A 12,706-nucleotide genomic window follows, 5' to 3' on the forward strand; every position below is an offset into this window, starting at 1 on the left:
CTTCACCTCGGTACACTTTCGTTTCAGCACCAACTTGCCTCATCTGTTGGATGCTTCAAAAGCTCTTCAATATTAGCAAGAATTACGCCGAAACCTATGTTGCCATACAATGTTTGACGCCCACCATCAAGGACATATGAAGGACTACCGTTAATGCCTTGACTCTTTGATTTTTGATAATCACCCATTAAAGATGCCATAGCAGAACCATCACCAATACTGGTATTGATGGTGTTTAGGTCTAGTCCATTGGCGTTAACTAAATCACAGAGGACTTCAAGGTTGCCAATATCCAAGCCATCAACAAAAAATGCGGTTCGAAATATTAGCGCCATATCGATACTTTTCTTTTTATCATAAGTAATCTCTACCGCTTTAAGCATCAAATGCGCATTGGCTGAAGTAGTGGGTCTAACTTGCGTCCATACTTTTGGGTTTATATAGGCATATTCAAAGGCAGATGCTGACTGTTGTATGTGCTCAGCAAAGCCAATAAACCCGCCTTTTGATTGCCATTGAGTGTTTATTTTTGTCGGTACATCACCAAAAACGTCAACGTAGTAACATTTAAGTTCGATTTTATGTCCCAATTTTTTATTAAGTTCATCAACACGTTTCTGAGCAATCCAAGCCCAGACACAAAGAATGTCAGTGTAATAATCTATGATTAAGGTTTTATCCATTTGGCATGTCACTCCTTCATCTGAGGATCTTTAATCGCACGGTACGATAACGTCAGAACTTCAAATCATGTCATCAGCCAATCTGACTGTCTGTGCGACTGCGTACATACACTTATTTACAGGCATTTCTACGCCATTGTATGTACACAAGCGCGTAGATAAACGGCGCAACTATGTCATCTATTGAGCGATACTCAATAGATGACATAGTGCTGAAAAAGGAAGTGTTTTTGTCGCGACTGTCGATAAACTTGTTAGCAAGTTCAACCAAACAAATACTACTATATTTGTCCTTACAGGCATCAATACTCGAAGTTTTAACCGGCGTAAAACCAATGAGGTGGTAAACAGCAAACAAAGTGAGTAATGCCCTCGATGAGTGCGATGAGTGCGATGAGTGCGATGAGTGCGATGAGTGCGATGAGTGCGATGAGTGCGATGAGTGCGATGAGCAACGAAGTTAACGGGCGGAGAGCATAAAAAAGCCATTCAATGGCTTAATAAATTAACGATTTCCCTAGCGGTAAAACGCCGTTTTATTGGTGTTTTCATCGCGATATAGGCTGCCGTAATCATAATTAATAGGTTGTGCCATGTTATCGTGATGTTATTACACCCAACCGTTCATGTAGATACATACAAGCTATGGGAAATTTATACTCACCTTGCAATTTCTAGTATATTGTTGTTTTAATTAGGTAAACCCATAAAAACCTATGACAGAGAAAAACTAAAATTGAAACCAAGACATCATCTATGCGAAAGCAAATCGCACTCTAATAGCACGTGAACAGACCAATTTAAACACGTTTCCTGCGGATCTACAGTCGGTGTCTATTTTTATGTACGGATCGCCTGGGGCCGGCAAAAAAAAAGCTTCAAAAACGTTTATTGACATGTTTGATGATACGGGAACTATTAGGCTGGCCCCAAATCAGCTAAGAGTCTTTTTTCAAAAGTACACAGGTGAAAATTCATGCCTATTTCAGAAAGCTGTCAGCTTTATTATTGCGCGACCCCTAGTTTGCCACGACAGGCAGTCGCTCAGGTGGTAGAGATGCACTGGGCCAAGTAAGGCGCCGTTCGGCTCTCCGGGTGGGCGGCCACAGCATGGGGCGTGCCAGCGACCACTATAGCGCCTCCCTTGTCACCGCCTTCAGGGCCGATATCAATAACCCAGTCGGCGGCGGCAACCACGTCCATGTCGTGTTCGACCACGATCACGGTATTGCCGGCATCGACAAGCCGGTTGAGCTGGGCGAGCAGCAATAGCACGTCGGCAGGATGCAGCCCTGTTGTGGGCTCGTCGAGAATGTACAGCGTATGACCGCGGCGTGCCCGCTGCAGCTCGGTCGCGAGCTTGATGCGTTGCGCCTCTCCTCCGGAAAGCTCGGTGGCGGGTTGGCCGAGTCGTAGGTAGCCGAGCCCCACCTCACTAAGGGTTTTAAGGCTGCGCAATGCCGAGGGTACATCGGCGAGAAACACCATTGCCGCATCCACTGTAAGCCCAAGCACCTCGGCTATATTCTTGTTACAGTATGTCACCTCGAGGGTCTCAGGGTTGTACCGCGTGCCACCGCAGTCGGGACAGGGCGAGTAACTGCCAGGTAAAAAAAGCAGACCGACCGCCACAAATCCCTCGCCAAGGCAGGTCTCGCAGCGGCCACCCGGCACGTTGAACGAGAACCGGCTAGCGCCGAACTTTCGGCTCCGAGCCTCGGGGGTCGCGGCGAATGTGGTGCGCACGGCATCGAACAGGCCTGTATAGGTGGCGAGGTTGGACCGCGGTGTGCGACCGATTGGTTTCTGGTCAACGCGCACCAGTCGATCGATCAGATCCGCGCCGTTGATCGCTTCAACCGTGGTGATTTCGACGGGTTTAGGCTCGGGTTGTTCATCCTTATCCCCGGGCACCGAGGCTGTGGATGCGTTCCCGTCACTGGGGTCCAGATCAGGATGAAGGTGCAGGCCAACAGTCTCGGCAAGCACCTGGCTCACTAGAGTGGACTTGCCTGAGCCCGATACACCCGTGACCGCGGTCAGTATGCCGAGCGGAAACTCAGCGTCGAGGCCGCGTAGATTGTGGCGGGTGATACCCGTCAGGCCAAGCCAACCGAGCGGTTGTCGCAGCTCGCGTGCAGCCGGGACTGGACGCTCGCTTGCAAAGAGAAATTTTCGCGTGATCGAGGCAGGTACATCTTTGAGTCCAGCCGTAGGTCCACTGTAGAGGACCACTCCACCCTGCTCTCCCGCATGCGGGCCGACGTCGATGACCCAGTCGGCGCGGCGTACCACGTCCATATTGTGTTCCACGATAAAAACTGAGTTACCACTAGATTTGAGCTCGTCGAGTACGGCTAGGAGCGGCTCGGCATCGGCCGGGTGAAGCCCAGCGGAAGGCTCGTCGAGTACGTAGATTACGCCAAAAAGCCCAGAGCGCAGCTGGGTGGCAATGCGCAGCCGCTGCATTTCACCAGGAGAGAGCGTGGGTGTTGCGCGGCCTAGACTTAGGTATCCGAGGCCGAGATCGAGCAGCACGTCGAGGCGGCGAGTGAGATCCTTGGTGATTGTCGCACCCGGGGTATTGGCGGCCGCCGGACGGTCAAGCACGTGGCGGAGCTCGGTGAGCGACAAGCTGTTGAGCTCGGCTATGGTGCGGCCGTTAAAGGTAACGGCGAGTGCTTCGCTGCGCAGTCCGCTGCCCGCGCATATTAAGCATGGTCCAGATTCAACATATTTCAGTACACGGTTACGCACCGAAGCGCTTTTTGAATCGGCGAGCGTGTGCATCACATAACTCTGCGCGCTCCAGAACTTCCCCTTGTAAGGCCGGGGCCGTTCTCGCTCCGGCATGATGTCGACCACGGGTTGTTCCTCGGTGAACAAGATCCAATCGCGATCGGCGCGGGACAGCTGTTCCCAAGGTATGTCCACATCATGGCCGAGCGCAGTGAGGATGTCGCGCAAGTTCTTACCCTGCCACGCCCCAGGCCAAGCCGTGACGGCACCTTCGCGAATGCTCAGTGAAGGGTCGAGCACCAGCGATGCCTCGGTGACTGTGTGCGCGGTTCCGAGTCCCTGGCATTTAGGGCAAGCGCCCATGGCGGTGTTGGGTGAAAAGGAGTCCGACTCGAGGCGCAAAGCTCCATCAGGGTAAATACCTGTACGGGAATAAAGCATCCGCAGAGAATTCGAGAGAGTGGTGACGGTGCCTACACTTGAGCGTGAGTTGGGTGAACCTCGGCGCTGCTGGAGTGCGACGGCTGGCGGCAATCCAGTAATTTCGTCCACCTGAGGCGTATGGCCTTGCTGGATCAGACGCCGGGCATACGGCGCGACGGATTCGAAGAAACGTCGCTGGGCCTCAGCGAAAATGGTGCCAAAAGCGAGCGAGGATTTGCCAGAGCCGGACACCCCTGTGAAAGCAACTATCGAGTCCCGGGGTAGATCCACGTCAACGTTCTGCAGGTTATTTTCTCGTGCGCCGCGCACGCGCACAAACCCCGCGGGTATGGAGTGCGAAACTGATGTTGGTGTTGGGGTTTGGCTACTGAAAGTGTCAACTGGCAAATCAAGGCTGCCACTATTCTTTGCTTTATTCATGCTAAAAGACCCCTTAGGTTAATTCTTGTCTAGATGTGCAGGATATGATGGGACGTGCAGAATATGATGGCTTCTACTGGCATTAATGCGCAATTCTCAGCCTATGTTGCCATTTATTTCATGGCACAATAATAACAATAATCAAGCCATAAATGGCCTAGTTTACTCAGTCAGGATGAACAGAGTTCATGGTATGTTCTTAACCAAGAGCTTAAGATCACTATCTCCATTAAAATATGCCAATTAAAATATGCCACCCATTTTTAAGGTAACACATAACGCCTTTCGTTTTTGAGTTGCCAACACCTGCTATGATTTTCTTAACGTACAGATTCAACCGAGTGATTTGAAAAATGTTTACTCAATAGCCACAAAATGACTCATTAGTTAAAACCAAGGCAACAGAAAAACTTGATATCAATCAAGTAGAAAATAGTTTGTGGGATTCAGAAGTGATTGTTTACGCACACAACCCGCGCTGGCAATTTTACAGCGCCTTGTCGTCGTTTTCGGTCTAAATGCTCGCAGTATTCGGATAAGGCAGGTAATACTCCAACTGCACCTTTAAATAATGCACCAAATTCAGTGGTGATTTAACCCAATTCTCTGCAGTTGGAATGGGTGGCCATGTCAACAAGGATGCCACCCATTTTTATAATGCGGAACCCATAAAATAGGCTCCGTTCTTAAAAAATAGTAATTCTACAACCGCAACGATACTGTGGAATGACTTCAACCTAACCCCTAAACAATATCAAACCTCAATCAAACTGCATTTATAGTCTGACACTGCAATTGACCATTGTATTTAGCATTAAAAAAACCAAATGGTGAGTTAACTTCTTCAATAACATAATCATCTAAGTCGTATGTATTAATCGTCTCTATCGAAGTATTCTTATCCAATGACTTATTGTCTATTCTATTGTAATTGAAAGTTATATTTTGGAATAATTCGTCTAGAGATGTATGATCACTTTTAGTTCGCAGTATCAATATTTTTCTATTTTGGAAGAAAAATCTTAATTGGTTGTTACCCGCCAGAACAGCACTACAAGTCTGTATTAATCCATCATCGAATTGGCTTATAATCTTATTTTTTCTAGCGGTACTTTTGGCCAACATCCAAGCATTGATATATGAGTAAATAGCTGGTTCAGCGCAATAATATTGACCGTCATACGTAATGGTATAGCCGATATCAGTATTAAGCATTTTTACTTGATGCTGTTCACAGGCTAGTCCTTGATTAAACCATGCATTAGCCACAGTTTTACTATTTTCACTATGTTTAATTAACCAGTTACTGACTGATAATGAATGACCAAATTGGTTATTTTTTAACGCGATTAATGACATATCACTGAGTACTTTCTCATTTTTAGGATTAATGCTCAATGCCTTGATTAAATACTCATAAGCATCTTGTACTTTGCCCTGTGGATAAGCCGTTATAGCCGATTTTATTTGATTTTTTTCTACTTTATTTAATTGTTGTGAACTTGGAGGCGTAAGCCACTTTTGTACAGTTAACTTACTTTCTTGGGGAATATGACTATTTATCTCAGCTGACGCTGTATCGGTATATCGATAGAACCAATCCAATGGTGTTTCTTCTGTCATTGGGTAATTATGATGGTTCTCAGCTTTCATATAAGTTGCAGCACCATTGTCTATTAATAACTTAATAAAATCAGGAGAAGCATACCTTACCGCATAATGAAGAGCCGTCATTTTGAAGGTGCTTAACGCGTAATAACAAGTATCATCAGGTATTGTGGTATTGTGGTATTGGCGACGGTATTAGCCCCGTGTTGAATAAGCAACTTGGCGGACTTTAATAAGTTATATTGAGCCGCGTACATCAAAGGTGTTTTACCAAATGCATTACTGTGATTGGGACTTATGCCCTGTTGCAATAGATATTTTAATACTTCAGGTTGGTTTATCGCTAGGTTTAAAATACTTTCTTGTGCTTCTTGCGAATAGTAAGTTTTTGCGATGCTATCGATATCAATAGCACTAAATTCAATTGTTTTTATGGTATCTAACGATTGTTTGGTAATAATTGCATTTCTTAGATTGAACTCACCTGCGGAAAATTCAGGGTTATACATATAGAACCCAAAACCTGCACTAATTGCTGATGTTAATGCAAGCTCAGCTATTTCATCGGATTGTTGTTTATACCAATGATTCGCCTGTTGATAAAATTGCGAAAGCGATTTTATCGAGATAGCTAACTGATGTTTATAGCCATTAAATGCTTTTTGCTCAGCGACACCGGTTAATGACCACCTTTCTAAATCGGTTATCATTTTAGAATAATTACCGTGACTATTTTTACTTTCTCTACTTTCGCCCCTCATTACCCAGGGGCGAGTTAATGTCAAACTCAGTTTATGCTTAATGGCATTTCCCCAACGCCAACGAGTATTCATTCGCCCACATGAAGAGCCACTACCTTGACTTAAAGCCAGAGTCGATTGATACAAATCATCAAAACTTTTCATCGCGCTGAAATAACTATGCTCTTTGTTGAATGGCACTACTGTTGCTGTTAAGTTTATTTCGCAAGCTGTTGCCCATGTTGCGTTTGGGCTAAGACGATAAACAAATAACTGGCCTATATCAGCGCCATAATGTCCTAAAACAAACATATACGGGATATTTGTGCCCGACTGTGCGTATGTATAACCATAGCTCATTGCGGGTGGTGCGTTTTTGGCTAGTGCTGCAATTTGCTTGGCGGTTAACTCAATGAATGATGAAGTAGACACTAGCGATTGCTGCCTCTCACACGCTCCACTGCAACCACTATGCAAATAATTATAGAGATAGAATTCTTTACCGTAAGCATACAGGCTTGTTAAAGAGTCTCCTCCTAATATTGTCCAATCTAGTATTTCTCCAGTATTTACATAGCCATGCCCTCTAACGCCATAAGCTGCGCCCCAATCGATATCTGAGTAGAATTTTGATTGTGCATCTTCCAACAAGGATTGACATGCAGGATCATTAACTGTGATTAAACTCGGCTTATTCCAAGCTGAGGTTACTTTTACAAAGGGCGTTTTCTCAGAAGATAAAGAGTGACAAGAAAAAACAATTAAGCAGAGGGTTAATAAGCAACGTAACATTAATATCATCCATAATATTCAATACAACCAATTGGATGTCATCCTAAAGATGATAAACAGTAATAACAATATTTATTTTCAAATAGATAGCATGTGCATTGACACATAGACTTTGGGTTTTAGCTAATAAAATTAATCGTGACACCTGCAGTTAATCTGTAATTCATGATGATACTTTTTCGTCTTTGCCTTAAATCTTGCGGAGGGATAGCTTGCTTGTAATAAAGAGTAACCCTGGGTTTAAATCTCTATCTTTCGCCCAAACAAAAAGGCCTTATCTTTCGATAAGGCCTTTTTGTTTTTAATGTGGCGGAGGGATAGGGATTTGAACCCAGACTCTCGAATTAAATAGTTAAAATAGTCGTTTAAATTCATTAGCTTGCAGAGTTCTGCATCATCAAGTTCTGCAATTGCTAACTAAAATTGACTTTATTCCTGAAGTTGAAAAAAGTCAATAATTATGAGCCTATACTTATTGATTAAATAGGTCTATGTATCGCTCAATATCAAGACCGACAGAATTCACGTTGCCATCGGAATCTAAACCTTTAGACATCAAAGTTTCTGTCAGGTCATCCAGCACTGATTCACATAGCTCATCAGATACATTGTAAGTGGTAATACTATCAGCAACAGCATGCTTAACGCTCGCTAGCTCACTAGCTACTAATTCATCAAGTAGTGAAGTCAATTCTTCATTTTTCGAGTTGTGAATTTTAACTAACATACTGTTTACCTTGTGCTATTAGGGAGATCGCTAAACCCAAGCTCATTTCTTTGGTCAGAACAGCTTCCTCGAGGTCTTACTTCGAGAAAAATCGAGCCCCATAATTACTTGATCAAGTAACATTGAATAATTATGGGTTTCTTAATTATTACGCATACCACACGAGAACAGTAGTGATAGTAGGTGTATCTTCCAGGCTAACGATTGTCTGTCTTGGTCTGGCCATCTTAGATTACCTGTCTGAGTTAAAGGTAACTAAGCCTAGTTGAGCGCTTACTATTTAACCAGCTTGGTTGTGTAGCCATGTTTTACTTTCTGTTCACAGACGAAATATTACCTCTCGCTTCCTTTCAATCCAATGATGTAAATTGATTCCACGTCGTAAATACCACCATTATCGCCATTATGATGACCTAAATTAGCTAGATACACTCCATCAACATAGACATATTTACCTTGAAAAAAGTCAGGTTCTTTCTTCAGCAATGCTGCCATTTTAGGGGTGTCTAATTCAACAGAAACGGAATGCTCATAAATCTTGTGTTTATATGACCCCTCATCCAAGTAAATTGTGCCTTTTTTAGGATCGCTAAAATCAGCAATACCTGTGACCCATACCTTCTTTCTTTCATATTTATCAGCATTAGCCATCAAGTGAATGATTGACACAGTACAAAGACCATCGAAACAACGTTCGTTGGCATCTAACATAATATTTCCTGCATTTACTTTTACAGATAATAGATAGAACACAGAAATTAATACTAATCTTATAAATCTCATAACTATCTCCCTACCTCAGTAATAAACTCTCTCGATGGAATGCTTTTCGCTAGTTTAAACCCATTATAATCAAACTTATATAAACGACCTGAAGGTGATGCCATGTAACCATTTATCTGAAATTTCTGAGAAAAACCTATATCTCCACCATTCCAACCCTCAAAGTTTTGTACATGCCCAGAAAAATGCTCATCATCATATCCTCCTCCAGGGGAGCCATGCGTGTGTACATAAGCAGTCCTGTTTCCGACAACTCTAGCAAATGCATAATCTTGATAGTCGATGCTATCCGCCGAATATGACGTTACCGCATCAGATAAAAAATAAGCATTAGAAAGTGCTTCGTAACCTATGTTGGCACCAATCTCAATTCCATATTCAATTGAAATCGGATTTATTGCATCCGAAAATGCCTGTGCTGCCAGAGATTCGCTCTTAAATGAACCATCTAATTTATTTTCAAACCATGCGCTTTGAACAGCACCTCTGATTTTTTGTATTTCACCTTTGGATAAATGCTTTGGATATTTCTCATAAAAATCCTTCAGAGAGTGAAGCCGCCCTTTCTGGGTTTTTTCACCAACAAGTTTGTTGGCAATGAAAAACGAAGCCACCCAATGAAAAACGAAGCCACCCATTTCTTGAACAAATAACATAACTCGTTTTCATGGCTTTGGCGAGGGTTACGATCGATGTGATCAACTCATCAATTTTTATCGATATGGCTAAAATATTATCGTTAAATGAGTGATTTATGGTCATCTAAGAAATTCAGCACAGCAGAAAATCTTGATATCAATCAAGTATAAGGAAGATGGTGGTTTTTCAAGAATTAATGCTTAAGCGCACAGCCAGCGCTGACAATTTGCAGCGCCTTGTCGTCGTTTTCGCTCTAAATGCTCACAATATTCGGTTAATGCGGGTAATGCTCCGACAGCGCCTTTAAATAATGCACCAAATTCAGTGGTGATTTTAAGCCAATTATCTGCGGGGATGTTGAGTCTATTCAGTATGTCCTGGCTGCTTGAGCTAATGGCACCACGCTTATCTTCTCGAATTATCCGACCGGTATCTTCAACCAATACAATGTAGTCTTTTACACTGAACATGAGCCCGTTAGGCATATTGAGCCTTTCATTTCCCACAAACGGTAATAGCTCTGCTGGTTGTTCTCCTTTCATTGCTGAATTGATACGGCGCTGAATACTGGTGTAATCTGAGGTTTCGGGGGTTGCTGCCATTTTAGCGCGGATAGGGTTTAAATCGACATAGGCCATACAGGCTAATACTGCAGCTTCATCAAGCAATGCCTGTGATTTGAATCTACCCTCCCAAAATCGCCCTGTGCATTTATCTTCTTTGTTGGCCATTCTGGCGATGGGCTCACTGAGTGAGCGCATAAACCAACTGATATCAATTAAGCGTTTACGGTATTCGGTAATGCATTGATTGACGGTTTGCAGTTCAAACTGGTTAAGGTCTTCCTCTTTTAGGTATTTGTGCGTGAGTAACGTACCTTTAAAGCCCTTGTGCCATTGAATTAGCACTTCTTTATCTGACCACTTTTTTGCTTTGTCAGCATCGACTTTTATAACCACATGTAAGTGATTACTCATCACGGCATAAGCACAGATATCAATAGCAAAGATGGTCGCTAACTCTAGAATGCGTGAATCGACCCACTCACGCCGATGCTCAAAGTTCTCTCCTGTTGAGTGATAATTCCACACAGAAAAGCCTTACGTACCACACGAGAACAGCAGTGATAGTAAGGTGTATCTTCCAGGCTAACGATTGTCTGTCTTGGTCTGGCCATCTTAGATTACCTGTCTGAGTTAAAGGTAACTAAGCCTAGTTGAGTGCTTGCTATTTAACCAGTTGGGTTGGGTGGCCATGTTTAGTTATGATGTTTAGTTAGTTGGGTTGGGTGGCCATGTTTTGTCATCGGGGTGGCCATGTTTTGTCATCGACGTAGCGAATAAAGTCATTAATGCGCGTTTGATGGTCAATAGACTTGATGATTTTTTTGAGTGCTCCGGCAACATCAATGTTACGGATGACCGCTTCTGCTCTGTCACGAGTCAGTAAGGAGACTTTTACGTCAAAAGGGAAGCCCTTGTCGCGTAAATATTTGGCTAAGCAGATACGCGTGAAGTATACATTGTTGGGTGCTCGATAAAGATACATTGTCTGAGTCAATCCTTATGGAGAGCCCCTCAAACGCCAGAAACAAAAAAAGCCGTTGATAATCAACGGCTTTTTTTGTATTTAATGTGGCGGAGGGATAGGGATTTGAACCCAAGCAATCAGACACAAAATAAAATTAAAATTCATTATAATCAATCACTAATCGAAAAATCACATCTCAGATAGTGAACATTCGTAGTCGATATATGACATTTAAATATTTATATAATCTTTTGTCAAGAAATCCATAGTCTCTTGTTAGCTGTTTTATCGCAGGTGTTGGTTTATTTTTAACTTTTCCAATAGTACACCTAACTCTTTTTGAGTACATCCATCTTTGAAGTGAGACTCGTCTGCAAGATGTATAATTGAAAAAACACAAGACCAATACTCTTTGTCTTCCTCTGGAATTGAATCAGGTGCTTTATCCGCTAATGCCCAAGAATATTCTGATATTTCATCATGAGATAATTCACCAGATAAGTATCTCTCTAATTTAGCAATTAATGGCGAAGTTTGAATGTTAATACTCATACGTATCCGAAACAGCTAACGCCCCAATATGCCGACGAAACGAGCGCAGCGAGTTGAGGTCGGAATAATTGGTTTATTATACGTCATTTCTGCTGAAAATGAAAAGTTGCCTTATTGGTAACTTTAACCACTTCTCCATTAACTGTCGCGGGAGTAAATAGCCATAACTTAATAGCCTCTACTGAGTCGTAACCTAAGCTTACCGGGTAAGCATCAATAACGTTAACATCTTCCACTTTGCCTGATTTCACCACGGTAAACTCTATAGTGGCAAAGCCACTGACATTAGAAGTATTTTTAGCCCAAATCTTCAATTCGAGAACTTCATTGAGTTTAGGGGTATAAACTAGATTTCCTTCATTAGGCATGACATCAGTTGCCCCTACGACAAAAGGGAAAAGTAATGAAATTAACAGTACAAATCTCATAGAGGCCACCTTGACCAAGTCCGATTGCTTGCGCTTGTTATACGCCGCCACATGTAATTCCCATGCATTTTTCTACTGTTTTTGTAGATATATCTATTTTGCAATGTTGAGTAATTGAGTCTTCAATTTTCAGCATCACCGGCCTGATTTTGTCGATATCAGATTGAGGAGGACGACGATTAATACCAAAGTAGGTATGATTAAATTCAACAATACCCTTATGGTTAGTTCGGAAATAGAAATTTCCATTTAAACCATCATAGGTATATAGAATCCTGCTAATCACTTCTGGTTGCTGTATCCCACTCAAAGTTAATTCCCGGCCACCCTCCTCTGAGCGGTACTCGACATCAGAGACTCCTTGAACTGATTTTGTCGCTTTTACCATACACTAAATGGGAAGTTGCACAGAGCCAATGGATGAGTAACGAGTAATACCATATATCGTGTCGCAACCGCCTAAAATAGCGAATAGCAATGTCGCAAAAAGTATTTTTCCAAAACTCATGCTATGCATCCTCCCGCGTATAACGCCTAGTGAATGGGCCAATGCCGATCGTTTAAGGGCACTTGACCGATCTTGCAGATGAAAGATAATCCCTACCAGTATTCTGGTGGGGA

General features: G+C 43.0%; 13 protein-coding genes and 2 pseudogenes. 1 reads left to right on the top strand and 14 read right to left on the bottom strand.

Going from position 1 to position 12,706, the window contains the following annotated elements; translation table 11 throughout:
- Positions 1-23: 23 nt before the first annotated feature.
- Positions 24-683 carry a DsbA family oxidoreductase gene (locus AAEY98_RS18080; RefSeq protein ID WP_192114787.1) on the bottom strand — a complete coding sequence of 220 codons (660 nt, stop codon included), beginning with the start codon at positions 681-683 and terminating at the stop codon, positions 24-26.
- A gap of 779 nt (positions 684-1,462) precedes the next feature.
- Between AAEY98_RS18080 and AAEY98_RS18085 the strand changes: the two genes are divergently transcribed.
- Positions 1,463-1,738 (top strand): zeta toxin family protein, encoded by a 276-nt coding sequence (locus tag AAEY98_RS18085; protein WP_351018659.1) that lies wholly within the window; start codon positions 1,463-1,465, stop codon positions 1,736-1,738.
- Here AAEY98_RS18085 and AAEY98_RS18090 read toward each other — a convergent pair.
- The 13 genes and pseudogenes from AAEY98_RS18090 to AAEY98_RS18145 all read right to left on the bottom strand — a co-directional run.
- Complete coding sequence (locus AAEY98_RS18090; protein WP_351018631.1) at positions 1,728-4,286, bottom strand: excinuclease ABC subunit UvrA; 2,559 nt, start codon at positions 4,284-4,286, stop codon at positions 1,728-1,730. The two genes, AAEY98_RS18085 and AAEY98_RS18090, sit on opposite strands and share 11 nt — an antisense overlap.
- A gap of 460 nt (positions 4,287-4,746) precedes the next feature.
- Positions 4,747-4,896, bottom strand: a pseudogene (locus tag AAEY98_RS22820) (transposase); the annotation flags it as partial.
- A 155-nt stretch (positions 4,897-5,051) separates the two neighbouring features.
- Positions 5,052-6,020 (bottom strand): ankyrin repeat domain-containing protein, encoded by a 969-nt coding sequence (locus AAEY98_RS18095; RefSeq protein ID WP_351018634.1) that lies wholly within the window; start codon positions 6,018-6,020, stop codon positions 5,052-5,054.
- An 11-nt stretch (positions 6,021-6,031) separates the two neighbouring features.
- Complete coding sequence (locus tag AAEY98_RS18100) at positions 6,032-7,426, bottom strand: ankyrin repeat domain-containing protein (RefSeq protein ID WP_351018637.1); 1,395 nt, start codon at positions 7,424-7,426, stop codon at positions 6,032-6,034.
- Between the two features lie 472 nt (positions 7,427-7,898).
- On the bottom strand, positions 7,899-8,153 hold the full coding sequence (locus tag AAEY98_RS18105; protein WP_342860941.1) for a hypothetical protein: 255 nt from the start codon (positions 8,151-8,153) through the stop codon (positions 7,899-7,901).
- Between the two features lie 333 nt (positions 8,154-8,486).
- Positions 8,487-8,936 (bottom strand): hypothetical protein, encoded by a 450-nt coding sequence (locus tag AAEY98_RS18110; protein WP_351018641.1) that lies wholly within the window; start codon positions 8,934-8,936, stop codon positions 8,487-8,489.
- A 2-nt stretch (positions 8,937-8,938) separates the two neighbouring features.
- On the bottom strand, positions 8,939-9,592 hold the full coding sequence (locus AAEY98_RS18115; RefSeq protein ID WP_351018644.1) for a DUF4329 domain-containing protein: 654 nt from the start codon (positions 9,590-9,592) through the stop codon (positions 8,939-8,941).
- A gap of 183 nt (positions 9,593-9,775) precedes the next feature.
- A pseudogene (locus tag AAEY98_RS18120) lies at positions 9,776-10,752 on the bottom strand (transposase).
- Positions 10,753-10,877: 125 nt separating this feature from the next.
- Entirely contained in the window at positions 10,878-11,123 is a 246-nt protein-coding gene (locus AAEY98_RS18125; protein WP_101087645.1) for a hypothetical protein, read from the bottom strand.
- 267 nt (positions 11,124-11,390) lie between these two features.
- Entirely contained in the window at positions 11,391-11,657 is a 267-nt protein-coding gene (locus AAEY98_RS18130; RefSeq protein WP_101087644.1) for a hypothetical protein, read from the bottom strand.
- Between the two features lie 83 nt (positions 11,658-11,740).
- Entirely contained in the window at positions 11,741-12,085 is a 345-nt protein-coding gene (locus tag AAEY98_RS18135) for an energy transducer TonB family protein (protein WP_101087643.1), read from the bottom strand.
- A 37-nt stretch (positions 12,086-12,122) separates the two neighbouring features.
- Positions 12,123-12,473 (bottom strand): hypothetical protein, encoded by a 351-nt coding sequence (locus AAEY98_RS18140; protein WP_351018647.1) that lies wholly within the window; start codon positions 12,471-12,473, stop codon positions 12,123-12,125.
- A gap of 3 nt (positions 12,474-12,476) precedes the next feature.
- Positions 12,477-12,706 (bottom strand): hypothetical protein (locus AAEY98_RS18145; RefSeq protein WP_351018650.1); only part of this gene is annotated, 230 nt, incomplete at its 5' end.

It is taken from the genome of Shewanella sp. AC91-MNA-CIBAN-0169, from assembly GCF_040310165.1.
GTDB lineage: Bacteria > Pseudomonadota > Gammaproteobacteria > Enterobacterales > Shewanellaceae > Shewanella.